This is a genomic window from Levilactobacillus spicheri DSM 15429, from assembly GCF_001435095.1.
In the GTDB taxonomy this organism is placed as follows: Bacteria; Bacillota; Bacilli; order Lactobacillales; family Lactobacillaceae; genus Levilactobacillus; species Levilactobacillus spicheri.
Genome location: NZ_AZFC01000012.1, coordinates 6,839 through 32,436, shown reverse-complemented (window position 1 = coordinate 32,436; position 25,598 = coordinate 6,839). Strand labels below are relative to the sequence as shown.

The 25,598-nt window shown below is 59.5% G+C and carries 23 protein-coding genes; 10 read left to right on the top strand and 13 right to left on the bottom strand.

Annotated elements, in window-relative coordinates:
• The first annotated feature begins 48 nt into the window (after positions 1–48).
• Positions 49–507, top strand: coding sequence for a nitroreductase family protein (locus FD37_RS02885; protein ID WP_045806591.1), 459 nt, complete (start codon positions 49–51; stop codon positions 505–507).
• 145 nt (positions 508–652) lie between these two features.
• Here the strand turns inward: FD37_RS02885 and FD37_RS02880 are convergent, their stop codons facing one another.
• Entirely contained in the window at positions 653–1,549 is an 897-nt protein-coding gene (locus tag FD37_RS02880) for an EamA family transporter (RefSeq protein ID WP_056963313.1), read from the bottom strand.
• Between the two features lie 643 nt (positions 1,550–2,192).
• Between FD37_RS02880 and FD37_RS02875 the strand changes: the two genes are divergently transcribed.
• Genes FD37_RS02875 through FD37_RS02865 form a run of 3 tightly spaced genes read left to right on the top strand, consistent with a single transcriptional unit; the run spans position 2,193 to position 5,295 of the window.
• The gene (locus FD37_RS02875) at positions 2,193–2,753 is read left to right on the top strand and encodes an ECF-type riboflavin transporter substrate-binding protein (protein WP_045806593.1); all 561 of its coding nucleotides are present in this window, start codon (positions 2,193–2,195) and stop codon (positions 2,751–2,753) included.
• 2 nt (positions 2,754–2,755) lie between these two features.
• Positions 2,756–4,474, top strand: coding sequence for an ABC transporter ATP-binding protein (locus FD37_RS02870; protein WP_056963310.1), 1,719 nt, complete (start codon positions 2,756–2,758; stop codon positions 4,472–4,474).
• A complete protein-coding gene (locus FD37_RS02865) occupies positions 4,456–5,295 on the top strand; it encodes an energy-coupling factor transporter transmembrane component T family protein (protein ID WP_045806595.1) in 840 nt (279 codons plus the stop codon). Before FD37_RS02870 ends, FD37_RS02865 begins: the two co-directional genes overlap by 19 nt.
• Positions 5,296–5,685: 390 nt before the next feature.
• On the opposite strand, the gene FD37_RS02860 is transcribed toward FD37_RS02865, so the two are convergent.
• From FD37_RS02860 to FD37_RS02845, 4 genes are all read right to left on the bottom strand, one after another.
• Positions 5,686–6,159 (bottom strand): GNAT family N-acetyltransferase, encoded by a 474-nt coding sequence (locus FD37_RS02860; RefSeq protein ID WP_056963308.1) that lies wholly within the window; start codon positions 6,157–6,159, stop codon positions 5,686–5,688.
• Between the two features lie 518 nt (positions 6,160–6,677).
• Entirely contained in the window at positions 6,678–8,606 is a 1,929-nt protein-coding gene (locus FD37_RS02855) for a copper-translocating P-type ATPase (RefSeq protein ID WP_056963306.1), read from the bottom strand.
• A complete protein-coding gene (locus tag FD37_RS02850) occupies positions 8,603–8,875 on the bottom strand; it encodes a cupredoxin domain-containing protein (RefSeq protein ID WP_082605101.1) in 273 nt (90 codons plus the stop codon). The genes FD37_RS02855 and FD37_RS02850 overlap by 4 nt, the downstream gene beginning before the upstream one ends.
• Before the next feature lie 12 nt (positions 8,876–8,887).
• Positions 8,888–9,259 (bottom strand): cupredoxin domain-containing protein, encoded by a 372-nt coding sequence (locus tag FD37_RS02845; RefSeq protein WP_045806600.1) that lies wholly within the window; start codon positions 9,257–9,259, stop codon positions 8,888–8,890.
• Positions 9,260–9,536: 277 nt separating this feature from the next.
• Here FD37_RS02845 and FD37_RS02840 point away from each other — a divergent pair, with 277 nt between their 5' ends.
• Entirely contained in the window at positions 9,537–9,791 is a 255-nt protein-coding gene (locus tag FD37_RS02840) for a hypothetical protein (RefSeq protein ID WP_056963302.1), read from the top strand.
• Positions 9,792–9,936: 145 nt separating this feature from the next.
• On the opposite strand, the gene FD37_RS02835 is transcribed toward FD37_RS02840, so the two are convergent.
• From FD37_RS02835 to FD37_RS02825, 3 genes are all read right to left on the bottom strand, one after another.
• Positions 9,937–10,425: a hypothetical protein gene (locus tag FD37_RS02835; protein WP_056963300.1), complete on the bottom strand. Its 489-nt coding sequence runs from the start codon at positions 10,423–10,425 to the stop codon at positions 9,937–9,939.
• A gap of 134 nt (positions 10,426–10,559) precedes the next feature.
• Positions 10,560–11,234 carry a type 1 glutamine amidotransferase gene (locus FD37_RS02830; protein ID WP_056963298.1) on the bottom strand — a complete coding sequence of 225 codons (675 nt, stop codon included), beginning with the start codon at positions 11,232–11,234 and terminating at the stop codon, positions 10,560–10,562.
• Between the two features lie 302 nt (positions 11,235–11,536).
• Positions 11,537–13,552 (bottom strand): hypothetical protein, encoded by a 2,016-nt coding sequence (locus FD37_RS02825; protein WP_147007647.1) that lies wholly within the window; start codon positions 13,550–13,552, stop codon positions 11,537–11,539.
• A gap of 443 nt (positions 13,553–13,995) precedes the next feature.
• Here FD37_RS02825 and FD37_RS02820 point away from each other — a divergent pair, with 443 nt between their 5' ends.
• Positions 13,996–14,214 carry a hypothetical protein gene (locus FD37_RS02820; protein WP_056963296.1) on the top strand — a complete coding sequence of 73 codons (219 nt, stop codon included), beginning with the start codon at positions 13,996–13,998 and terminating at the stop codon, positions 14,212–14,214.
• A gap of 85 nt (positions 14,215–14,299) precedes the next feature.
• Here FD37_RS02820 and FD37_RS02815 read toward each other — a convergent pair whose 3' ends face one another.
• Positions 14,300–14,947, bottom strand: a complete 648-nt coding sequence (locus FD37_RS02815) for an FMN-dependent NADH-azoreductase (protein ID WP_056963293.1) — start codon at positions 14,945–14,947, stop codon at positions 14,300–14,302.
• 104 nt (positions 14,948–15,051) lie between these two features.
• Here FD37_RS02815 and FD37_RS02810 point away from each other — a divergent pair, with 104 nt between their 5' ends.
• Positions 15,052–15,999: a helix-turn-helix transcriptional regulator gene (locus FD37_RS02810; RefSeq protein WP_056963291.1), complete on the top strand. Its 948-nt coding sequence runs from the start codon at positions 15,052–15,054 to the stop codon at positions 15,997–15,999.
• A gap of 154 nt (positions 16,000–16,153) precedes the next feature.
• On the opposite strand, the gene FD37_RS02805 is transcribed toward FD37_RS02810, so the two are convergent.
• Positions 16,154–18,124 (bottom strand): elongation factor G, encoded by a 1,971-nt coding sequence (locus FD37_RS02805; RefSeq protein WP_056963289.1) that lies wholly within the window; start codon positions 18,122–18,124, stop codon positions 16,154–16,156.
• Between the two features lie 907 nt (positions 18,125–19,031).
• Here FD37_RS02805 and FD37_RS02800 point away from each other — a divergent pair.
• Both FD37_RS02800 and FD37_RS02795 read left to right on the top strand, forming a co-directional pair.
• Positions 19,032–19,904 carry a sugar phosphate isomerase/epimerase family protein gene (locus FD37_RS02800; protein ID WP_056963286.1) on the top strand — a complete coding sequence of 291 codons (873 nt, stop codon included), beginning with the start codon at positions 19,032–19,034 and terminating at the stop codon, positions 19,902–19,904.
• Positions 19,901–20,221 carry a DsrE family protein gene (locus tag FD37_RS02795; RefSeq protein ID WP_056963284.1) on the top strand — a complete coding sequence of 107 codons (321 nt, stop codon included), beginning with the start codon at positions 19,901–19,903 and terminating at the stop codon, positions 20,219–20,221. The genes FD37_RS02800 and FD37_RS02795 overlap by 4 nt, the downstream gene beginning before the upstream one ends.
• 112 nt (positions 20,222–20,333) lie before the next feature.
• Here FD37_RS02795 and FD37_RS02790 read toward each other — a convergent pair whose 3' ends face one another.
• The 3 genes from FD37_RS02790 to FD37_RS02780 form a co-directional block, all read right to left on the bottom strand.
• Positions 20,334–21,926: a cation:proton antiporter gene (locus FD37_RS02790; protein WP_056963282.1), complete on the bottom strand. Its 1,593-nt coding sequence runs from the start codon at positions 21,924–21,926 to the stop codon at positions 20,334–20,336.
• A 363-nt stretch (positions 21,927–22,289) separates the two neighbouring features.
• Positions 22,290–23,216, bottom strand: a complete 927-nt coding sequence (locus FD37_RS02785; RefSeq protein WP_056963280.1) for a replication initiation protein — start codon at positions 23,214–23,216, stop codon at positions 22,290–22,292.
• A gap of 660 nt (positions 23,217–23,876) precedes the next feature.
• A complete protein-coding gene (locus FD37_RS02780) occupies positions 23,877–24,500 on the bottom strand; it encodes a cation efflux transmembrane domain-containing protein (protein ID WP_045806613.1) in 624 nt (207 codons plus the stop codon).
• 208 nt (positions 24,501–24,708) lie between these two features.
• On the opposite strand from FD37_RS02780, the gene FD37_RS13105 reads away from it, so the two are divergent.
• Positions 24,709–25,598: HAD-IC family P-type ATPase (locus FD37_RS13105; protein WP_235807849.1), on the top strand; the 890-nt coding region annotated here is incomplete at its 3' end.

The window sequence follows — 25,598 nt, the reverse complement described above, 5'->3', positions numbered from 1 at the left end:
CTTCCCATCGTGGCCGAGTACAATGGGGACAGGAGGGATGATGATACTATGGAAACTGCAAAATTACTGCGCGCCCGCCGCGCCATTCGTACCTACACGGGCCAGATCACGCCGGAACAACTGACCACCCTTTTGGCGGCCGGAAACGCTGCGCCGGTCGGGATGGGCAACTACGGTGACTACCGACTCGTCGCCATTCAGGACCCCGACCTGCTCCACCAGCTATCCGGTAACTACGACGCCCCAACGGAGATCATCGTGGCCGTTCACCAGCCCGGCCGCATGGAGGTCCTCTCGGCCGGCGTCATCGTCCACAACATGGTGCTGTGTGCCGAAGACCTGGGGCTGGGGGCCAACTACAACATGGCCAGCCTGCCGAGTCTGCCCGCGGGGGTCTTACCCCCCGGCTTTGAGGCCGTCTTCGGTCTCACCGTCGGCCAAACGACCGCGACCTTCACGCCCCGAGAGATTCCGGCCGACCGGATTCCCACAACCATCATTAAGTAAGCCAGCCCGGTCCAAGGGCGGTTAGCTGGCGCACGTTTCGGCCCTAACTGGTCGGAGACACAAACAGCAGGCAGAAAATTCCCAGTTTTAAGAGAATCTTCTGCCTGCTGTTTTATTTGGGGCAGATTCTACCCCCGTTTCTCAGTCAAGCCTTGTTCGTGCGTTGGCGGTGCCACATCCCCCAAACGTTCGGCAACACCACGGCGGTGATGATGATCAGGACCCCCACCATCTGCAACCCACTGACCGTTTCACCTAATAGGATGAACGCCACCGCAATCGACGACGGCAGCTCCAGTGAGGACAGGATGGGCCCAATGCCGAGGTCCAGTAACGGCATGAACAACGAATAGGCCACCAGTGGAAAGACCATCGAGAACAGGGCGATCAGGACGCCCCACTTCAACGTTGGCCACGTGACCGGCGACGTGGTGATCTGCGGCCCCCACACGATGGAGATCAGCAAGAACGCCCCGAAGCACAGCAACCAGGTCTTGGTCATCGGATCCAGGTTATTCCCCAGACTGGCCGTGAATTGCATGGTACAAGCATACCCACAGGCCGCCAGGAAGCCGAAGAACAGGCCGAGTGGCGACAGGGCCTCGGTGATGGGGAACAGACCCGCTGCTAGGACGGTTCCCACCAGTACCAGCACGATGCTGAGCACCTGCAGCCGGGACGGCCACCGGCGCTGGATCAACGACCCCAGCAGCACCGACAACCAGACGGCCTGCATCAGCATAACGGCCGCTGCGGCTACGGGAATCAACTTGAGAGCCTGAATGTAAAACGTATTGGTGAACCCCGACCCGGTCCCGGCCGCGATCACCAGCCCGATTTGCTTCCAGTTGGTGTGCTGGTACCGCAGCCAGTTGCGCCGGGCCACGTGGACGATGCCCAGAATGACCACGGCGCTCAAGAAGGACCAGAACAACAACGGTCCGTTCACGACCCCTTCCCGGCGGGCAATTTTAAACAATGACGCGGGCACCCCAAAGCTCAGGGCCCCCAGTGCAACAAAAAGCGGCGCTATTTTCTTCAAAACCAAACCATCCTTTATGTATCAAGTGACTATACCATTTTATGATACACGGAATGCGCGCATTTTCCAAGACGGCCCGACGCAATCCTCGTTGCCGATCCACCGAAAACTGACCCCCAGAACCTTGCCGGGGGATGATGAGTTTTTCATGATAGTTGGGGCCATCCACCATCGATACCGGGACAGTGGTCGGTTTTTTGGCCCGAATAACCAACCTTTAAATGACGTAAACGTCCTGGCTTCGGGGCCGACGAGCCCCTTTTTAAATGTAACCGGATTCAGTTGTTCGCTTTTTCTTGTACGTGGCCGGCTTTTAGCGTATGCTAAGGGAAGTTAAATTCAGATGAGAAAGCTGTGACAGGATGAGTACCCGGGTTGATTGTCCCCAGAGAGTTGCGATCCACGGTGTAACGCAACGACAATGACCGGCGAAGATGGTCCTGAAGAAGCGAATTAGGTAGCCGCCTAATCGGAGCGATCCGTTACCCTCAAGATAAGTCCCGGGCCTGCCCGGGAAAACCTAGGTGGTAACACGCAAACGCGTCCTTGAAAGCATTTCGCTTTCGGGCGCGTTTTTCGTTGCGGTGCTTCCCGTCTGAACGCGTACGCCATTATCTCATCATTTATAAGGAGTGGATTTATTTTGCAGAACAAACAGTCTAATTCGATTCGTACCGTGGTCGCGACCGGGATTGGGGCCGCTATTATCTTTGTCTTGATGAAGTTCGTGGCCATTCCGACCGGGATTCCCAACACCCAATTCAACGTGGCTATCGGTTTTCTGGCCCTGCTGGGGGCCATCTTCGGTCCCGTCGCGGCTGGCCTGGCCGTCTTTATCGGTCACGCCCTGAATGACTTTGTGACTTACGGATCCCCGTGGTGGACCTGGATCATCGTCGACGGACTGGTCGGCGTCGCCTTCGGCCTGGCCAAGAACCGCCTGAAGATCGCGGATGGCGCCCTCAAGACCAGTAAGTTGGTCTGGTTCAACGTTTACCAGGTCATCGTCAACTTCGTGGCCTGGGTCCTGTTAGCCCCGACCGGCGACATCATCATCTACCACGAACCCGCTAGCAAGGTCTACCTGCAAGGGATCACGACCTGGATCGTGGATTCCATCTCCGTCGCCATCATTGGGACGCTGCTCTTAGCCCTCTACGCCCGGACCCGGACGCAACGGGGTAGCCTAAAAAAGGAAAAATAACGATGACAGCACCGATTATCAGCTTCAAAGACTTCTCATTTCAATACAATAGCCAGACTGAGCCGACCCTGCGGCACATCAACCTGGACATCTACCCCGGCGAAAAGGTCCTGATCGCGGGACCGTCCGGATCCGGCAAGTCCACGCTGGGCCGCTGCCTCAACGGCTTGATTCCCCAGTCCTATCCGGGCACCGTCAGCGGGCAGGCCACGGTCGCCGGCCAAGACATTCGCCACAGCTCCATCTTTGACCTGTCCCTAAACGTGGGCACGGTCTTACAGGACCCCGACAGCCAATTCGTCGGGCTGACCGTGGTCGAGGACATGGCCTTCTCCCTGGAAAACGACCAACAATCCCAGGACGCCATGCAAACGGCGACGCAGCAATGGGCCCAAACGCTGGACCTGCAGCACCTGCTGACGCACCGCCCCCAGGAACTCTCTGGTGGGCAAAAGCAGCGGGTCGCCATGGCCGGGGTGCTGATCGACAACAGTAAGGTCCTCCTGTTCGACGAGCCCCTAGCAAGCCTCGACCCCGCCTCGGGCAAGGCCTCGATGGCGCTGATCGACCGGTTGACGCACAGTCAGGAACTGACGGTCGTCATCATCGAGCACCGCATCGAGGACGTCTTACAACAACCCATCGACCGGCTCGTCGTCATGCAAGACGGTGAAATCGTCGCCAATGACCGCCCGGAAACCATTTTACGCGAGTCGTTGATGGCTCAGCTGGGATTGCGGGAGCCGCTCTACCTGTCGGCGCTGAAACTGGCGGGGATTCCCCTGCGCGATTGTCGTCACCTGGACGACCTGACGCACCTCAGCGCCCCGAACCTCACGCCGACCCTGCAACACTGGACTCAGGGGGTCACGCTGAACGCCCCCGTGGCCCACACCGACCCCCTCCTGGACATTCAGGGACTGTCGTTCGGGTACACACCGGACCACCCGATCCTCCACGACCTGTCGTTGACCCTGCACCGGGGGGAAATGATCAGTCTGGTCGGTCAAAACGGGGTCGGCAAGTCGACCCTGAGTAACCTGATCACCGGCTTCCTGACGCCCCAGGCGGGCCAGTTGACCTTTGCCGGGCGGTCGCTGAACCAGCAATCCGTGAAGGAACGGGCCGACCACATCGGCTACATCCTCCAGGACCCCAACCAGATGATCTCGAAGACCCTCATCTACGATGAAGTGGCGGCCGGACTGGTCTTGCGGGGCATCGACGAGGACACGATCCACGACCGCGTCCTCGCCACCCTCAAGGTCTGTGGCCTCTACGAATTTCGTCACTGGCCGATCTCGGCCCTGAGCTTCGGGCAGAAGAAGCGGGTCACGATTGCCGCGATTCTGGTGCTGCAACCGGAGATGCTGATCCTCGATGAACCCACGGCCGGCCAAGACCTGGCACACTACACCGAGATGATGACCTTCCTGGAAAAGATCAACCGGGACCAACAGATGACCATCATGCTGATCACCCACGACATGCACCTGATGCTGGAGTACACCGACCGCACCATCGTCTTGGGTGGGGGCAACGTCTTGATGGACGCTGCGCCGGCCGACGTGCTGACTAACCAGGCTATCATCGAACGGGCCTCCCTGGCCAAGACCAGCCTCTACACGCTGGCCGAACAACACCAGCTGGATCCCACTGAATTTGTCGCTAAGTTTGTCCAAGCCGAACGGGAGGTGCGCGCATGCAACACCAACTCTTAATCGGGTACGATGACCGGCACACCTTCTTGAACCGGCTCAGCGGCAGTACCAAACTGCTCTGCTTTGTCGGCCTCTCCATCATCGGGATGATGACCTACGACACCCGCTACCTGCTGGGCATCATGGTCCTCTCCTTGATTTTATTTCACTTTTCGCGAATCAAATTCCGCGACGTGTCCTTCATCTTGAGCGTGATCCTGGGCTTCTCGGTCCTCAACCTGGTGATGGTCTACGTCTTCGCACCCCACTACGGGGTCACCATCTACGGCACGGAGCACCTCTTGTTGGGTCACCACGCGGCCTACTTCAACCTGACCACGGAACAACTCTTCTACGAGTTCAACCTGTTACTGAAGTACACCTTCATGGTGCCCCTGGCCCTGATCTTTTTGATGACCACCAACCCCAGCGAATTCGCCGCGAGTCTGAATAAGATCGGCGTTTCCTACCGGATCAGCTACTCGGTCGCCATCGCGCTACGCTACATTCCGGACGTCCAGAGCGACTACCGGACCATCAGCCTGGCGCAACAGGCCCGGGGGTTCGAGATCTCTAAAAAGGCCAAGTTCATGACCCGGGTGCGTGGCGGCGTGCAGATCCTCCTGCCGTTGATCTTCTCGAGTCTCGACCGCATCGAGGTCATCAGCCAAGCCATGGAACTCCGCCGGTTCGGCAAGGGCAAGCGGCGGACCTGGTACATGGCCCAACGCTTCAAGCGCAACGACTACCTCGCCCTGCTGATTGTGGGCCTGCTCATCGTCTTGGGCATCGCCCTCTTTCGGGTGAACGGCGGTCGGTTCTGGAACCCGTTTAAAGCCTAAAATGACCCGCCAGTTGAAAACCACCCATTCTAAAGAAACCCTGGAACCATCATGCGGTTTCTAAAACAGGCAGAAAGTTCTCAATCGAGAATCTTCTGCCTTTTTTTTGTCTATCGATCGTTGACGCCTCCGCCCAAGGCAGTCCCACGGCCGAGCACGACCACGCGATCGGTCAAGCCGGCGGGCTGCGGACCGGCATGCTGCTGGGCGACCCCGAGCACGGGATCGTTGCCGTTAACAGCGGGAGCGCCACCCTCAACACCGTCGTGAGCGTTCAGGCGCTGGTCACGGAACTCGCCAGCGGTTTTTCCGATTGATTTTAAGCAAAAAGACAGCCGCGCCTCACCGGCAACGGCTGTCTTTCATTTTCCAATCAATGCTTATCCGGCGTTAGTGGTCGGCCGCGCGCCACCGCATCTCCACAAAGGGGAAGACGGCGCCGTTGGTCGCTTGTGAATGCTCGCGGACGACCCGAAACCCCAGTCGCTGATACACGATCTGAGCGCGCTGGTTGAAGGCGGCCACGTCCAAGATGATTTCACGGGGCGCATGCCGTTCACGGACGAAGCTCAGCACCTCGCGAACAAACTTCTCGCCCTGCCCGCGGCCGGTGTGGGCGGGAACCATCCCCAGCCCCACTTCGACCACGCCCGCCTCCTCCGTGGGATCGATCACGAAGAAACCAAAGAGGTGTCCCGTTGCCGTGACGACCTGGTAATACCGGTCGCCCCGCTGTTGTGCGGAGAGCAGCTCCGCGTAGTCCTCCGGGTCTGCCGTCATGTCATAAAAGGCGTACGCCCCCGGATAGTGCCAATCGTTGGCAATCGTAGTTGCGTTGGCTTGTGTGAGTGGATCGATCTGCATAGCTTCACCCTCCTGGTGTCCCACTAAGTTAAGGAGAAGAATACGCCTTTTCACCCCCAAACACAATCGAAATACCGGTCAGATGGGGCTAACATTACCTAATTGTTACATAAAATTAAATTTGACATCTTTCTGTCATAAACGTATAGTAGTTGTAATCTTTGATTTTACCCGGTCCGCTGAGATTCCAACACAACGACACTGTTTGTCGTTCACGCGATGGCCACGAGTAAGGGTTTCACCAGAGGAGGCGCGGACCACGTTGGCGAAATCAAAGAGCCTTTATCCAAGTTGGCCACTGCCCGGCGGACCTCAATCCCCGGCAGGCAGTCACAAGTTACATAAACGTCACGTGCTGGACCGGGGGGTCAGTCACGGGGCGTTTTTTTTCGTGATGTGGGCTTTTCGCTCAGGACTTTATCCCGAAAACCGCCACAAAACGGGCCCCAAGAAGTCGTATGCTGGCTTCTTCGGGCCCGTTTTGGTTGGTTTTCATTCATTTTAAGGCTTACGGGCCCCTAAGCCGTTGTCCGAACCTTCGTGCGAATCTTCGCCCGGTTCAATAGGACCGAACTCGTGACCACCGACAGGGAGCTAAAGGCCATCGCCAGGCCCGCCAATTCGGGGCTCAGCGTCAAACCGATCGCGTAGAAGACCCCCGCGGCGACCGGAATCCCGAGGACGTTGTAGATGAACGCCCAGAAGAGGTTCAGCTTGATGCGGTTGAAGGTCTTGCGACTCAGGGCCAAGGCCCGGTCGACGTCCCGCAGGTCGTTCTTGACCAGCACGATCCCCCCGGCGTCAATGGCGATATCGGTCCCCGACCCCATGGCGATCCCCACGTCGGCGGTCGTCAGGGCGGGTGCGTCATTAATGCCGTCGCCCACGAAAGCGACCTTGCCGGTTTGCTGCAACTGGCGCACGTGATCGGCCTTATCGCCCGGCAACACGTCGGCGATGACTTGGTCGATGCCCACTTGTTGGGCCACCGCCGTCGCCACCCGCTGGTTGTCTCCGGTCAGCATGACCGTCTTCAATCCGCGCGCCTTTAAGTCCGCAATCGCCTCGCGCGACGTGGACTTCGGCACGTCCTGGATGGCGATCAACCCAATGATCTGGTCACCCAGGCCCACGAAGACCACCGTCTTGGCGGCGTCTTGCAGAGCCACTACCTGGCGTTGCATCGCTTCCGTAAGGGCAAAATCCGCGACCAGCTTGTGGTTCCCGACGACCGCGGTCTGACCCGCGACGGTCGCCTGGACCCCCTTGCCCTCAATGGCGTGGAAGTTCGTGGCGGCCGGCACCGTCAGGGCCAACGCCTGGGCCCGGTCCAAAATGGCGGCGGCCAGGGGATGCTCGGAAGCCTCCTCCAGGCTGGCGGCCAGCGTCAAAACGCGGGCTTCATCCCCGATCACGTCCGTTACCTGGGGGTGGCCGACAGTAATGGTCCCGGTCTTATCGAAGACCACGGTCTTCACGTCGTTGACGGCTTCCAGGACTTCCCCGTTCTTGATCAGGATGCCCATCTTGGCACCGCGACCGGTCCCGACCATCAGGGCCGTGGGCGTGGCTAAGCCCAGCGCACACGGGCAGGCAATGACCACGACGGACACGGCAAAGATCAACGCGTTGGCGAGGCTCGCGCCCAGGAAGACGTACCAGATCAAAAAGGTGGCGATGGCCAGGCTCAAGACGACCGGTACGAAAATGTCGGACACCTTATCGGTCAACTTTTGAATGGGTGCGTGGCTGTTTTGGGCCTTCTTCACCAACTCAACGATTTGGGCCAGCATCGTGTTTTCCCCGATCTTTGTCGCCCGGAAGAGGAACGTCCCGGTCCCGTTTTGCGTTGCCCCGATCACGGCATCGTCGACCTGCTTGGTCACGGGCAGGCTTTCGCCGGTCACCATCGATTCATCGATGGTGGAGCTGCCCTGGACGATGACCCCATCGACGGGGACCTTCTGCCCGGGCTTGACCCGTAACACGTCGCCCAGTTGAACGTCCGCTAAGGGCACCTTGACGAACCGGTCGCCCCGCTGGACCTCGGCTTCCTTGGCCTGCAGGTTCGCCAGCTTCTCGACCGCGTTGGCCGAGTTGCGGCGCATCCGTTCCTCGAAGACCTGACCCAAGAGAACGAAGGTCGTGACGAAGGCGGCACTTTCGAAGAAGACGGCCTGCCCCGTCAGCATCGCGTAGAGGCTGTAGACGTAGGCCGTCGCCGTCCCGATGGCCACCAGGGTGTCCATGTTGGCGTGGTGCTTGGTGAAGGACGCCCAGGCACTCTGCCAAAATGGCCGGGCCGAGATCAGCATGATCAGGGTGGTCAGCACCAGTTGGGTCCAGGCCCCGCCCGGCAACATCCAGCCAAACGGCATCAGCAGCATGTTGGCTAACATCGGCAAGGACAGGATCAGCGACACCCAAAACCGCTTGGTAATGCTCATCGGTCGATCACCACTTTTCCGTGGACCATGTCCATCCCACAGCTAAACCCGAAGGTCCCCGCCTGATCCGTGGCGACCGTGACCGTCGTGGGCTGGTTCAACGGCAACGCCCGTTTGAATGCCAAATCCGTCGATTGAACCTCATCTAAACACCCGCGCGAACTGACCCGCGTGAAGGTGATCGTTGCGGGTTGGCCCTGCTTCAAATGAATTTCCTGTGGGGCGTACCCGCCATCCACCGTAACCTGAACCGTTTGTGTCTTTTCCATGATGCTAACCTCCTACTTAATGATCAACTGACCGTGAAACATGTCCATCCCGCAAGCCCATTGGTAATCGCCGGGCCGACTGGTATCGATCTGAATCACCCGTTCCTGGTTCTGCGGTAATTCTTGGTTGATGCCGAAGTCACTGAAGACGACCCGGTCCAGACAGCTGGACGCATCCTTACGGGTAAAATGCAACTCGGCGGGAACGCCTTGCTTGAGGACGATCCGTTCGGGCGAATAGCCCCCGTTGACCTCCACGTCAACGCGCTGCCGCTCACCGGAAACGGCCGCCGCGACCGTCTGCGTCGTGTGCTGGCCGAAGAACCACCAAAAGATGAACCCGATGGCCAGGAGGCCACCCAATAAGACGAAAATTTTAATCATGCCACTCACTCCTTGGTTAGGTATCCAAACGCGTCACTCAATTAGTTTACGTTTGTAATCGATGAATACAGCGTACGCCCACCGATTACATTTGTCAACGATAAAAATCGCTTTTCCACCTATTTCGGGAAAAACCGGGAATTCCCTTAGAGCCCCGACCCTATCTCTAAGTAGTACCTTATTGTTGTAATAATAAAAATATAAGACTATCATCAAGGTGGCGACAGTAGCGACCTCGCGTCGCTGCTAATTTTTCACGCGAAAGAAGGTGCTGACCATGCCGCAAACGACCTTACCTATCTTGAATCACGAACTCCACGTGGCCCGACAGACGGCCGAACGACTGCAACAGCGCAGTCTAGTGACCGAGCTACCGGTCGGCCTGACCCGCGATTCCTTACGGGCTTTCTTACGAACCAAGCCCCTGGCCGACGCCGTCATCGCCCATCAAGTCTACGCGCTGAACGCCTGGCAGGCCCGGATGGACGCGCTCTACCGCGCCGTTGCCCATCAGGTGGACGCGACCGATTAACCAACGATGAAAAGCCAAGCGGGTCCGAGAGACACGCCTCTCAGATTCGCTTGGCTTTTTTCTGGCAACCAACTGCCGTGATGTTGACCCAGTGACCCGCTTTTTCGACACTGCCCAGCCGAATGTGCAGGGCGGTTCCCCGACCTCAGCGGTGGCGTAACCACCGGTAACCGGCGCGCAGGCCCCTGACCCCCACCTCGCCACCAACGAGTACCGGCCCCAGCAGGATCAGGAGGACACTCATCCAGAGATGGGCACAGAAACGGTAGAGCGGGTTCACAATGTCATCCGTGCTCTGCGTACGCCCCTGACTATATTCCCAGGGATTGCTGCTGACGCCGTTGAGCGTCCAGCGGTGGCCCTGATGCGCGTTGGCGAGGTCCTGATGGTGTAGCGCCAACGCCCGGGCCTTGAAGGACGTCATGTCCGGGTCCTTGCGAGAATAGAGCTCGGGATGCCAGGCCCGGAGCACCGGGTAACAGCCCAACCAACTGATAACGACCCAAAACGTCCAGGGGGTCCAGGCCAGAGTCCAGCCGTGGGGCGTCCGGGATAGGAGCCCCACCAAAAAGAGAACGACGACCAAGCTGCCCCGCAGGACCTGTTGAAGATAACGTCGTACGTATGTTGCCATTTGACCGCTTCCATTCTAACGACTTTTTCTCACCATTTCTTAACCGTATTATATTCTTTTTTTAATGTTGTGGTCGTAAAAAAAGCGCGTTGCCGAAAAATTTTCATCGGCACGCGCTTTTATCATTATTTTGGTTAGTCGTCCGGTGCCGTCACGTAATCCAGTAGCGTGAACAACGCGGCCGCGTTCTCCGGTGGGACGGGTCTGGTCATAATCTCCTGCGCGGTCTGCCCCAGCGCCGAACCGGCGATGTAGGGGTAGTCGTTGACCACCATTTCCCGCACGTTGGCCGGCTTGGGCTCAAAGTGAAACTGCAGCCCAATAACGTGGTGCCCCCACACGAAGCCCTGATTGGGGACCCGTTCGCTGCTAAAGAGGCGTTCGCCCCCCGCCGGAATGGTACACATCTCCTCGTGCCAGTGCAGCACCGACAACTCTGGGGGGATACCGGGAATGGTGGTCGTTTGCCGGTAGACCGGGGCCCAGCCGACTTCCTTGGCCGGGGCCTTGGTCACCGCACCGCCCAGAACCTTCGCAATCTGCTGGGCGCCAAAGCACGCCCCAAATAAGGGCACGTGGCGGTCCAACAATTGTCTGATTAAGACGCGTTCCTGGGCGATCCATGGCAGGTCGTCGTTCGGGCTCATGGGCCCGCCTAAAATCACCAGCATGTCCGTTTCCGCGGCCGTGGGCAAGTGTCCGAACTGGTCCGGATGGTAGACGAACAGCTGATGGCCCCGCGCCTGCGCCCAATCGGCGATCATCCCCGGGCCTTCGTTCGACGTTTGTTGCAACACGTTCACTCGCATGATGAATCCTTTCCTTCTCCGGCAATCTGTTATGGGTATCGCCTGCAAATCCCCAAGATGCTCCCATTATAGCACGTGACCATTCAGGGGCCCCAAAAAGGCGCCCCCTTTCACGTGGGGTCGCCTCAAGAGTAGGTTGCAATCACAATTTTCACATCAACCGTCTACTAACATCACGTTGGCTGCCGAGGGCGACGGACCGCTGCCCGTCCGCCGTCCTTGACGAAACCAGCATACCGCTTCATCACGCTGCCGAACAGGCCCTTCAACTGAACGTTTGCTGAGAATTTTTCAGATACCCGCTACAACGTCAGCAGGACCCCGACCAGGACCACCAGTACGACCAGTCCAATCTCCCAGGTCCGCGTTAACGCTTGCGGCGCGTGGTGGTGTAACAGGTAGTACTGCGGGTAGACCCGGCTATCCGGGGTGACCTCCCCGGTGTGTAGGTTGTAGTCAGCGACCGCGACGCCGTACCGTAGTGGCAAGTTACCGACGTTTTTCACGGTAAACCGCAGTTGTTTGGCCGTCGTCAGCGGATAGGTCGTGGTGGCCAGAGTTGCCGGCTTACCCCGTTTACGGGCCAACACACCCGTCTGGTCCCGTACCGTGACCTCGACCCGCCCTTCGCTGACCCGCGGGTACAGCTGAATCCGGTTACTCTTCCCGTGTGCCGGGGCCGTCCAGGACATCTGCTGCCCCGGCGCCAGCGCCTGCGTTCGGTACCGGATATAGGTCCCGGCCCATTGCCGACCCACGACGCTGTCACTGGTCGTGTTGTCCTGACTGGTCTGCCCCAGGCTCAGCGCACAGAAGGCCGCCAGAATCACGGCGAACCACCGGCCCGACCGCACGACCCGCGGACTGAGGTCCCAGATTGGAATCTCCTGCAGCCCCACGCTCCCCAGTAACATGATGATGGGCAGCAATGGCAAGGCGTACCGCGGTTCCACCTCCCAGATGACCACGTGGAAGGCCGTCAGCCCCAGCATCATCAGCACCAAAAAGCTGGTGACCGCGGTCGGACGTTTCAGGAAGAACAGGACCCAGATGGTCTGGAGCAGCATGGCCAGGTAGACGACCTGCGTCAGGGTGACCAGCCAAAACTGCAGGTTGATCTGGTGGGTCAGATACCACCGGGGCGCGTGGAACCACTGCGACGTCAGCTTAAAACTGTCAAAGTCACCCGTGGCCCAGAAAAGCCGAAACTTCCGGGACACGTGGATCAGGAATCCACTGACGCCCATGCGGCCCAACCGTTCCTGAATCATGTAGGACGCCACGGCCTGCTTATCCGCTGCCGTGGGCTGTTGCTGCACGGTGGTAAAGTCCTTCAGGTTGTATTCACCGTTGGTCCCAGGGTTCAGGCTCATGGCGATCCAGCTAGTTGCCGGCAACTTGGTATCTGGTTGTTGCCGGTACCCCTGCTGATGGCCCCACAGCGACATCCCCGCCATGACGGCCGCCAGCAGAACACAGGCACTCGCCACCCAACCGGCGACCTGGCGCCCGGTCAGTTGCCGTTGCCACCAGAGCAGCAGGATCAGCAGGCCCACGGCGATCCACAGAACGATCATGTTGCTTTTCACGGCGACTCCTAGGCTCAGCAGGAGTAAGGTCGCCCACACGCCCAGCCACCGCTTGAGCCCCCGTAGCCGCTGCGTCCACAGCACCAGGACCAGGATATCCAAGACCAGGGGAAAGACCAGCACGTCGGTGTAGGCGTACAGGCCGTACGCGTAGACCGGCACGCTGATGAGCCACAGGGTCAGGTAAGCGATGGCCCCCGGTTGCCACTTCCGCCAGTGTTTCAAAAGCGCCAGCCCGGCGAGGAGCCCCGTATCCAGCCAGGCAAACCGCAGGACGTTCATGATGATCCACGGCGAGGACGTGATTGCCAGTAAGGGCCGTAGCAGCAGCGCTTCAATCAAGGTAATGTTCACGTTGTTCGGATAAATCATAAAGTAGTTGTTCCAGTTCAGGTTTCCCTGCGCCAGCTGAATCGCCTGCTTCCGCACGAAGTAGGCGTCGGCCCGCGCCGCGTCGGTGAAGCTGACGGCCACCGCCAACTGGACCAGAACAATCAGAATGCCAATTACCCACAACGCCTTGCGATACGTGGCCGGTGTCCAGGTGGCCAGCCACTTGCGCACCCAATTCAAGATAATCAAGAACGCCGCCGTCAGGCAGACCATGACCAGCGGTTGCGGCCAGTCCGGATCGCCCAGCGTCGTCACGGGCTGCAGGGCCGCCAGAAACACGACACACCCCAGTAATCCCGCCGTAAACGCATTGAATCCCCGTAATAATCCTTTCATGATGGTCCCCCAATCCCCTAAATTTAACGCGACTCCCCCAAAATTCTAGCACGATTCAGGCTCCGCGACACCACGATTGTCTCCCCAATACCTGATGCCGTTGACTACCCTCAATCATCCCCATTAATGCCCCTCACCACAAGTGGAAGGGGTCGTTTGGTAACCCCAGTTGCTTAATTGGCCGCTGGAGACGGTTTGGCAACCGTGGGTTGGGCGGTTGCAGTGGATTTTAATTGTTTAGTTAAAGTAATTTTTGTGTATTTTCGTTTCTTCCCGTCAAACTACTTGTGGTGATTCACTACCCTAACCGGGCGCCCCAGGGCCCTGGCCACCATCGTCTCTTATATAATCAATAGATGAGCGCCACCGCTATCCAACCCATGATTCACGATTGGCCGCAGTGACTGACGCTGAACACTGTACAGATACTGGAGGTTTTAATCATGCCAAAACAACCAACTGCTTTAAAAAATCACACTGCTGAAACGGAATTCACGGAACTCGCCCAGCGGGTCACCACGACCCACCGTCCGGTCCTGTTACGCCCCACGGGGGGGGCCGACGATGTGGTCCTGATGAGCAAGCAGGACTTCGAGACCGCCCAGGCCATCATCAAACTGGCCACCGGGCGCGGCGTTCCCTTCATGGAACTCGAAAACTAGGTGGGCGCTCCCTGGCTCACCCAATCAGCCGTCAAAAAGACGCACCGCGAGCATGAATTCGCGGTGCGTCTTTTTGGTCGCCACCCTAGTCGGCATAGAACTGCGCAAACTGGGCGTCCAGATCCACCAACCCCTGGTGAACCGCCGCGGACACGTCAACGCCGTGGGTCTGGGTCCCCTCGATGCGCACGATGCCAAACCGGTCGAAGCCCATGATCTCCTGGAACATCTTCTGCAGGTACAGCCGGGAGAACTCCATCGGCGTGTACCGGTCGTTGCGGGTGTAGACCGAGCCGCTGGCCTGGAGCAAAAGGACCCGGTAATCGTCGGTCATCAGACCCACCGACCCCGTTGCCGTGTACCGGAAGGTCTCCCGGGCAACCAGGATGTTGTCCAGGTAGTCCTTCAGCCGGGCGGTCACGTTGAAGTTATGCAGCGGCGACACAATGACGATGCGGTGGTGGGCCTTGAACTGGCCTAACAGCCGTTGGTTCAGGCCCCAGAGCCGGGTTTCCTCCGGGCTCAGCGTCACGTGGGCCGCCTGCTTGCGCCAGATCCCCAGGAGCTGGTCGGTCGTCAGCTGGGGCAGTTCGGTGCCGTACAGGTTCAAGACGTCGACCGTCTGTTCCGGAAAGGCCCGCCGGTAATTTTCCAGGAAGCGGTCCTGCAGGCGCAGCGAGTAGTGTTGGGCGTTTTGGTAATCGGGGTGGGCGTTGATCAGTAAAGTTTTCATCGAAAAAGACTCCTTTAGTCATTGATTTGTTCCATGACTTGAGTCTACAATTTAAAGGTGCCAAACCCTGGCACCTTTAAAAAACTTTTTTCGGAGGTCCTCCCATGACCAAGTTTGAACGACTCAACCAAGAATTGATCTTTCTCAGTTACAAGACCGGCTTTCACGTTCAGGACCTCATGAACGAATTTCACATCTCCAAACGCACCGCCCTGCGCGACATCACGGCGCTCGAAGGCCTCGGACTCACCTTCTACACGGAACCGGGCCGCTACGGGGGCTACCGGCTGACCAAGCAGGATCAATGGGTCCCGGTGCTGTTCAACGGTCAGGAGATCAACGCCCTGTTCTTCGCCATCAAGGCCCTCTCGCTCCTGTCGGCCACCCCGTTCGAGAAGTCCTACCGGGCCATCTACGACAAGCTGATGGCCACCCTGCCGGTGCCCCAGCAACGGACCGTCCGCCAGCTGCAGGCCGTGGTCCACTACTACAACGTGCCCAACCTGGACACGCCGACCTTTCTCAGCGACCTGCTGACGGCCATCGTGGACCAGCAGGTCGTCACCGTGACCCTGCCGAGCGGCCCCCACAAGCAACAGCTGTTCGACCTGCTCTACCGGCACGGCATCTGGTTTTTTAGCGGGTACGACCTGGACCGGCACGTCTGGGGCATCACCCGCTGCGACGCCGTTTCCGCCCTCAGCGTTTCCGCCGAGCCGGCCGTTTACGACCGGGCGACCCTCGACCGGTTCCGGCGCGACTACGACGCCCACCACCACGACGTGCCCTTCCGCTGCACCCTGACCCCGCTGGGCCGTGAGCTGGTCCAGAAGAACCGCTACCCCAACATGCACCTGCACACCGAGCACGGGCAGACGATCCTGTTCGGCGGGTACAACGCCGACGAATTCGCCTACATGGTCCAGTACCTGCTGGGGCTGGGAAACAACGTCCACGTCCTCGCGCCACCCGCCCTGCAGGCCGCCTACCTGCAAGAGCTCCGGGAAATCCTAGCCCGCTACGATCCGCCCGCGGCCCCGTCAGACGCCTAAGCAGCCCCTTTGATCACAAACAGGACGAAGGGCCTCAAATCGAGACCCTTCGTCCTGCTGTTATCTCTGTCGAATAATCGCGCCGAAACGGGCGCCCCAGAGCAGCTGCTTTCGCTTAACGGCGTCCGCTAACCGCCCTGGGACCCACTTGCCGCTAAGATAAGGCCCGCAGTTGCTCGGCCGTGTACACGTACGGGACATGCGCCATTGCCGGCACCTGGTCCCACTTGACCGGATAACCGGCCCCGTGGGCGCAGAATACCGAATCCGGGGTGTTTTCCAGGTCGGCCGTGGGCTCGTACGCCCGGTCCGAAATGACCTCTTCGGCGTTGTGGCACGGGCGGTACCCGTCCACCACGCACTCCAGCTGTCCCTGGCCGTGGGTGTAGGCGTAGACCTCCTGGGAGTAGTCCTGCATCTCGGCCACCGGCGCCACGCCGGTCAGGGTCGCCCCCCCGGTCGTCGCGTTGGTCGTGGGCGACTCAAAGGTCCCGCTCATCCGTTGAATGTCGGTCATCGCCCGCCCGATCTGTTCCTGGCCCACCTCCAAGCGGAAACGGTACCAGGGCTCCAGCAGTTGGGCGTGCCCCTGTTGGCGCGCCATCATCAAGCCCTGCCGGACCGATCGCCAGGTGGCCTCCCGGAAGTCGCCCCCCACCGAATGCACGATGCTGGCCCGACCGCCGACCAACGTGAGCTTGACGTCCGTGAGCGGTGCGCCCACCAGGACCCCCAGCTGTTCCTTGGCCTGCAGGTTGGTCACCACCTGGTGTTGCCAGTTGCGGCCGAGGACCTCGAGGCTGCAGTCCGTGGCCACCGTGATCCCGCTGCCCGGCTCGGTGGGTTGGATCAGCACGTGGACCTCGGCATAGTGACGCAGGGGCTCGAAGTGCCCGACGCCCTCGACTGCCGCGGTCACCGTCTCCCGGTACAGGATACTGCCCTGGTCAAAGGCCACGTCCAGGTGAAAACGGTCGTGTAATAACTGCTGGAGGACCTCCAGCTGGACCGTCCCCATCAGTTGGACCCGCAGCTCCTGCAGGTGACTGGACCAGGACACGTGCAACTGGGGATCCTCGTCCTCCAGCTCCCGCAACGCCGCTAGGACCACCTGCAGGTCGTGAGCTTGCGGGTCCACCGCGTAGTTCAACACCGGTTGGATCAGTGGCTGGGGCCCGGCCGGCGCGTGGCCCAGTCCCATGCCGGGGGTCGTCCCCGTCAGTCCCGGTACCGCGCAGACCTGACCAGCACTCACGGCGGGCGTGACCGTGTACTTGGTCCCATTATACCGGCGTAGCTGATTGGCCTTTTGTTCGCCCAGCAAGACGTCCTTGGTCCGCAGGGTCCCGCCGGTCAAGCGCAGCCAGGTCAAGCGCTCACCCTTGTCGTCGTGGGAGATCTTAAAGACCCGCGCGCCAAATTCCGGGGCGACTTGCGGCACGCGGGTCCAGTCGTGGAGTCCCTGGAGCAACGCGTCGACGCCGTCCAGCTTGAGGGCCGCACCGAAGTAGCAGGGAAAGACCCGGCGCCGGGCGATCAGGTCCTGAATCGTGACCGCGGACAGGGTCCCCTGGTCCAGGTAGGCTTCCAGCACCTGGTCATCCTGCATCGCCACGTTCTCCACCGCGTCGGCCGTTAAGCCGCCATCCGCCTGCGTGTCAAAGGGAATACACCCCGCGGAGAGGCTGGTCTGCAACTGTGACAGGATCTGGTCGCGGTCGGCCGTCACGGCGTCCATTTTATTCACGAAAATCACCGTGGGCACCTGGTAGCGGGCCAATAACCGCCACAATGTGCGGGTGTAGCCCTGAATGCCGTCGGTCGCCGAGACCACCAGAATGGCGTAGTCCAGCACGTCCAAGACCTGCTCGGCTTGCGCGGCGAAGTCGACGTGTCCCGGGGTGTCCAACAGGGTCAGGTCCAGGTCCCGATACCGCAGCGCGGCCTGGTGGGAAAAGATGGTGATGCCCCGCCGTTTTTCCAGGTCGTCGGAGTCCAGGAAGGCATCCCCGTTGTCCACCCGCCCCAGCTTCCGGAGCGTCCCGGCACGGTACAGCAAGGCCTCCGACAGGGTGGTCTTCCCGGCGTCGACGTGGGCCACGATGCCCGTTACGATTTGTTTCATTTCTCACGTCTCCTCGTTTTACTTAGTCATATTCACTAGTTTAGCCATCCGCTCGTCAAGATTCAATAGCGCCGCTTTCCGATTTAGACGTGTCGCCCATAAATTAATCTACACTAGCTATCGTCAAACCACTAAAAGTGTTCTATACTGAAAGGGAGCGCTTCACCTGAGAACAAATTTGGTACCCGGGAGATCTCCTTGTCAGGATCTCCGCTAAAGAAAGGGTTTCATCGATTTATGTGGCACCGTTCAGACTGGAAATACCTCATCATCGGCCTCACCCTGGTGGCCCTGATCGGCCTGGGGTGGCTGGGCCTGGTCATCGTTTGTTACCACCCCTAGCCGGTTTGTAACCGTTTCGCAATCGTTTGGTGACGGACCCGTTAATGAAGCCCCCTAATTGTTGCGAAACTGTCACCCACTCCGGCTCCGAATTCCGCTATAGTAGAGCCAGGACCCCAGCGGTTTCATCGGGGGCCCAACAGGGGGCAAGCATGCAAACTTTCATCGAAAACCCGCGGATCGAGGGGCGGCCATGATGCACCGTCAACCGGAGTTCAAGCAACTGATCTACCTCTTCCTGACCGTCGCCGTGATTGGCTTGGTCTGGTTAGGCGTGGTTTTACAATTTTACCAACCGTAATCTGTGAGCCTGGGACAAAAGTCTCAGGCTCTTTTTTAGTGTCTCCGAATATTGGGTGGCGCAACGTGGGCCAAAAGGCAGCTGGTTCCGCTTAACCCCGTCAGTCAAACAATCCACGTTCAGGATTGTCCGCCTGACGACGTGAATGCTCGCCAGCTAACCGCCTTTTGGCCCACTCTCTTTGCATGCGACCGCCCCATCCTCTTTGCGGGCACTTAGGGGTATACTAACCCTAACGATTTTTATGAAGGGAGTTTTTTTGTGATGAACACCTTAACCCTGCCACCCCGGCCCGGTCGGGTCCAATTGGGCCTCAAGGCGGCCGCCGAACCGGCGCAACTGCTTGACCGACTGAAATACCGGCCCGCCGTCTTCGAATTTTTCACCGCCGAGGCCGACTTCACACCGACCGGCCTGCACCGCTTGCGCACCGCCGTCCAATTCGTTCAGGAGGCCGTGACCCCAACCATCGTGATCCACCACCCAATGACCTTTCAGGGCCAGCACCTGGACCAACTGCTCGATCCGCACCGTGAAGCCGCGGCCTATTCTTTTCTACACCGCTCGACGGCCGACCTGCTGGAGCTGGCCCAGCGGTTCAACGTCCGGATCCTGGTCCACGGGGGCTACGGGGGCGCCGAAAGTCAACGATTGATCGCCGAGTACCCCTCGCTGGCGGACGCCCAGGACGTGGTCTTCACCCGCTTGGCGCACCTGATCCGGCAGGGGGGCGGCCACGTGATGATCGAAAACGGCCTCACCCCGACCTTTCTCTACGGGGACCCCGCCTTAGACGGCCGGATCATCCAGCACCACTGGCCCCTGGTCTGTGACCTCAGCCACGTCTTCATCGGCTTAAACGGTGACATGAACGCGACCGTGGCCACCCTGCGTCGGTTGGCACCCCAGATTCGCCACTATCACCTGGTCGATTCTCTGGGGCAACGCCACGACAGCCTGCCCCTGGGTCAGGGCCTGATCGACTGGCAACGGGTCTTACCCCTGTTGAACCCAGCCGCGTCCATGATCTACGAGGTCCCCGACAAAACGGCGGCGACCTGTGCCAACATGTTGCACAGCTACCACTATCTCCGGGACCTGGAGACCCGCCAACTCGAACGGGAGGTGCGCCCATGACCGATCTAGTCGTCCACCTCGACGAGCTCGCCAAGGTCCCGCTGGCGCAAAACAACGTCCGCCATCTCGTCAGCGACCTGCCATCCCTGCACGTGGTCCTGGTCGTGAACGGCCCGGCCGTGGCGTCGTTGGCCACCCCCGCCTGGACCGCCTTCTTGACGGCCCTGCCCCAGGTACAAGTCGAGGCCTGCCACCACGCCCTGGACAGCCAACACCTCACGCCCGCCCAGCTTCCCGCGGGCGTCCACGTGGTCGCGGCCGGTGTGGTCCGCATCGTGGAACTCCAGGCCCAGGGATTCCTCTATCTGAAGCCTTAGATGAACCAATCGTTACAAGAGAAGACCCGCTTGAGCTTTAACCGCTCAAACGGGCCTTTTCAATCTTTTCAAGTGACGTCACCGCAACAGAGGGCGCGCCCTGCAGGGATGTCTAACGCGGGTTCTCGTCCGCCTCGGCCACGGCCGGACCGATCACCAGTGATTCCGCCAACAGGAGTTCGTTGTACAGGCTAAAGACGTAGTCCTGGTACCGGACCTCGCTTTGCGAAATCGTGTCCAGGTAGTCCCGTTCCCGGGCGAAGGCGTTCATGAACGCCCGCATCTCCAGCTCCTTCTCGGCACCGGTAAATTCGGGGCGGCGGACCGCTTCTCGCCATTCCTTGGTGAAGTCACGAATCTTGGTGACCTGCTTTTGGGCCAGTAGATCGAAGATGACCGACCGCTTCACGTTTTCCGGCAAATACATCTTCTGCACCGCGTCGATGGCGTGGTGCACCATGGTGACCCGAATCTCGGCCAACTCCTGGCTGGCATCCTGGTCGGACACGGCCGGGGGCAGCAGCCACCGGAAGACCACGGTCGGGACCAGCAGGCTCAGGAGAATCAGCACGCTTTCGGCCATCAGGACCAGGTTAAAGTCCCCGGTGCTGACGTGGGCTTCGGCCAACGTGTAGGCCAAGGCCAGGGTCACGGCCCCGTGAACGCCGCCCAATGCAAAGACCCAGCCCAGGCGATTGGTGAAGCGTAGGCGTAAGCGGCCGTAGCCGTAACGGACCAGGACGTTGACCAGGTACAGGACGACCCCAATGACCAGCCAATTCAGTGTGCTGCCAGTCAGGTGTTCTTGCGCCAGGATGGTGAGGAACATGAACCCCAGCACCACGAAGACCACACTGTTAAAGATCTCCGTGATCATGTCCTGCAGGTCGACCCCCAGGTGAATCTGCCGGGCGTTGAGTAACCGGCTGCGTTGGGCCTCGGCGTTACTGACCAGCCCGGCACAGACCACGGCGATGATGCCCGACACGTGGAGGGCCTCCGACGCGTAGTACAGGACAAACGGCGTCAGGATATACAGCAGAATCTGCGCGTTTAGCGAGTTGTACGAGGTCCGCATCAGTAATTGACGGACCAGCGTCACGCCCCACTCCACCGCAAACCCGAAGGCCGCCCCGCCGACCGCGGAGATCAGAAAGTCGACGACGGTCTCTTGGTAGTTGATGTACCCGTTGACGTACCACAAGGCGGCCATGTTCAACAGGATGATCCCGGAGGCGTCGTTAAACAACGACTCCATTTTCAAGAAGACCCCGGTCTCCTGGGGGCTCTTCAGGCCGTTGGTGACCGACTCCATGGCGGTGGCGTCGGTCGGCGTGCTGATGGCCGCCAGGATGAAGGCCAGCGGCAGGCTCACCCCGCCCACGACCCACACGCTGAATCCGGCGAACACCAGGCACAGCAAGACCAAGGCCACCGCCGTTTGCAGGATGTGGCGCAGTTCCTGGCCGACCAGGTTCAGCCGGGTGGCCTGCCCCTCGAAGAACAGCAGGGGTGCGACGATCATTCCGATAAAGATGTCGGAATTGAACGCCTCAACGTGACTGCCGAGTAACGGCACCAGGAAGATCCCGGCGCCCATCAACATACTAATATAATTGACCGATATCTTGGGGAAGACCTGGGAGATGAAGATACTCAACGCTGCGGCCAACACCAGGATAAACGTGGAAATCATCTGACTCATGACTGGACGACTCCTTCACTTTAATTGATGATTCATTCAATAACCTAACTAAATATAGCATACCCTGGCGCTCATCCGCGGTTAGACGCCTAGAGAGACGCTTCGCCCAAGCAAAAAGCGCCAGAACCGCACGCGGGGTCCTGACGCTTCATCCCATTTTCTACATAAACAACAAGGATAACGCCATCTTGAAAATGAGCAATCCAATAATAATTTCAATAATCCCGATAATAAACACGGCTCTGGCCCCCTCCCCGCTCATTATCCCAAACGGCGTCGGTCGTGCCAAGAACAAGGCAAAATGAGCAGACAATTCCGTCCAAAATTGGCCACACAAAAACCATTCCGGGTTCGGAATGGCCTCTAATCAGTCAATTTGAATATTGGGATATCGGGCAGTCCCTGGGCTTGTTGGTGGGCCCGCACCTGCCGCCGGGCCTCGGTATGGGTCAGCGTGGCGTCGCTCAACACGCGCCGATCCGCCGCCCCGTACATGGCCGCGGTCTGCGGGTCCTTGGCCTCGGCGACCTCGGTCAGGCGCCGAATCCGGTCGTCTTGGGCCGGCGTGGTGTGCCGTAACTTCGGCAGGGCGTCAAAGCTCAGCCGGTACTTGATGTACTTGCGACCCCGGCTGATCGGCGTGATCTTGAAGCCGGGCACCAGGTTCTTCTGATTCAGCTGCTGCTCCACCGGCAAGATAATCCGCTTGGTCACCTGGCTCGTGCTCATGGAGTCGGGAATCCCCAGTCGCTGCCGAAATTCCGTCACGGGGATCACCAGGTCCTTCCCGGTGGTCCGCCACTGCATGACCATCAGATAGATCAGCTTGGCGTACTTGCTGTCGAGCATGACCCAGTCGGGTTGGAGAAACAGCGTAAAGTGATTGGTCAGATCGTTGAGGATGCCCAGGACCTTCGGATTGACCGCCACCGTCATGTCCCCGGTCACCTTATTGGCCTCCACGTTGTAAAACAGTTGGCCGGCCCCGACCTTATCGCCCCGTTCGTAGGTCACGGAAAAGGCCCGGAGCCGGTCGGTCGCCTTGACCACCATCTTGGCAAAGCGCACCCGACTCTTGGACTTGTAGTGCATCAGCTCCCGGAGCGCCGAGTAGGTCAGATGGACCTCATCAGCGTTGCGTTCGACGACCTGCGCGCAGATGGCGGTAAACAGGTTCATCTCGACGACCGAAAGTGACGCTAAGTTGATTTCATTCATCGCGTTGTCCCACTTGACCACCTCGTGGCCCAGTGGTAACGCCGTTTGTTCCACCTGTTCTGCCGGTTCCATCACCGTCACCTGACTTTCCGTTGGCTTGCATGTTCCCAATTTACCACGCCGAATCGCCGAAACACAATCCCCCGTTGTCAGGTTAGTTACGCCGTGTCCCCCATTCACCGGGAACCATTCCCCGGCAATAACCGGTCATGACCGGCCTGGTTGACTCCTTTAAGTGCCCTGCTTTAAACGGCTTTAAAGACCCTCTTTCAGCGTTCCCGAAAAGCTGGTATGGCGGCATTTGAGCCCCCGTTTGGGGGACGGCGCGTCACCGCGTCAGGGACACCGCGTGCAGCGCATGGGGGACACCCGGTTGCTTAATGAGGGACACCGCGTAACTGAATGAGGGACAGCACGTAAAAATCCGGCCATAAACGCGACCCACCGCGCTTTTCGCGGGCTTTTTCGTCGGGTATGGGGGACACCAAGTCACTTCTCAGGCGCAGCAGGGATCCCTGAGTGACTGGGTGTCCCCCATACCCGGCGTGAAGCCCCACCAGTCGCGCTTTGCTCGGCCGATGAGGGACACCCAGTCACCCAATTGACGACTGACCCGTATTTTGGTGACTTCATGTCCCCCATGCCGATGGACCGGCCGAGCGGTTCACTGGATTCTAAGTCAGCCGCATTAAAAAAACGCCCCGGCCGTCACGCCCGGACGTTTCGCTTGACTCAGGCTTCCCCGTGACCTAAACCGGTCTGCAGGGCTTCCCACCCCTCACTGGCAATGAAATAGACCAGCACCAGGGCGGCCACCGAGTCGGCCCACCACCAGTTGAACAGCAGCGTCAGGAGCGCCCCGACCAGCACCGTTCCCGCCATGTAGGCGCAGGTGATGTTGCACATGCCGTCTTCCATTAAGGCCGCCGAGTGCAGCTGGCGCCCCAAGGCGCGTTTACGCAGCGTCAATAGGGGCATCAGCACCACCGAGGCCCCCGCGATGGCCAGTCCCGACCAACTCGCTTCGGCCGTTTGATGGGTCACCAGGTTGACCGCCGACACCCCCACGACGTAGAGCGCTAGCAACACCAGTACCGTCCCCACGATGAGTGATGAGCGGCGTTCGGCCCGCTGAATCGTTGCGGTCGAGGCCCCCCGCGCCTCTTTGCGCAGCCGCCAGATCAGGGTGCCCCCCGCAATGATCTCGAGGCAGCTGTCCAGCCCGAAGGCCACCAACAGGATCGACCCGGCCGTGATGCCCGAATACAGGGCCACTAAAAATTCGAACGCCATCCACCCCGTCGAAAAGATCTCCGTTCGAATTCCCCGCCGAACGGTCACCAACGTTTCTTCCATGAAATCTCCTCCTTTTAGATAACAATCGCTTTAAATATGTTGTTATCATATGTATAACATAACATATAAAAATCAAATGACAACCCTTGGAGACGCGAACCCTCACAAAAAAATCACATTTTGTCCATATTCTACACAAAACTTTTCGTAATAATAAGGTTATAGTAATTCATACAGTAACCATTTTATAGATTCGGAGGACTTATTCATGACCAGAAAAGAGATGACCCCTTTCAACCTAACGGCCCAGGCCGGGCTGACCACTGACCAGGCGGCCCGCCAACGCCACAGCGACGGCCCCAACGAACTGATTGCGGCGAAAAAGCCCGCATTGTGGCGCCAAATCGCGCACCACCTGAACGACGTTTCCTCCCTGGTCCTCCTCTTCGCCGTGGGCCTCGCCACTTACATGGCGGTGGCGCAGGGTGGCGGGTGGACCAAGCCCCTGGTGATCGGGGCCATCCTGATCATCAACGTGGCGATTGGCCTGTACCAGGAGGCCTCCGCCGAAAAGGCCCTGGCCGCCCTGCAATCCATGAGCCTGCCGACCACGACCGTCCGCCGCGACGACGTGGCCCGGACGATTCCCGCAAAGGACGTGGTCGTCGGCGACCTGATCCTGCTCAAGGCCGGCGACCAGGTCCCCGCCGACGGCATCGTGCGGCAGAGCACCAACCTCGCCGTCGACGAAGCGGTCCTGACCGGGGAAAGTCTCCCGGTCGCTAAGACGGCCGTGACCACGGCGGACACCCCGAGTGCCGAACAACAAGTTTACTCCGGAACCGCCGTGACAGCGGGGACGGCCACCATGCAGGTCACGACCACGGGTATGGCCACGGAACTGGGCCAAATCGCGGGGCTCCTGAACAAAACGAAAAAACGGGCGACGCCGTTACAGGGCCGCCTCAACCGCCTTTCCGGCTGGCTGACGAGTTTTGCCATCATCGGGGGGCTGGCCATCTTCGCCCTGAGCATTTGGATGCAAAACCAGGGTCTGGCCGACAGTCTGATGATCGGGATCTCGCTGGCGGTCGCCGCCGTCCCGGAAACGCTGCCCATCATCGTGACCATCAGCCTGGCCCACGGGGTCAAGCGCAT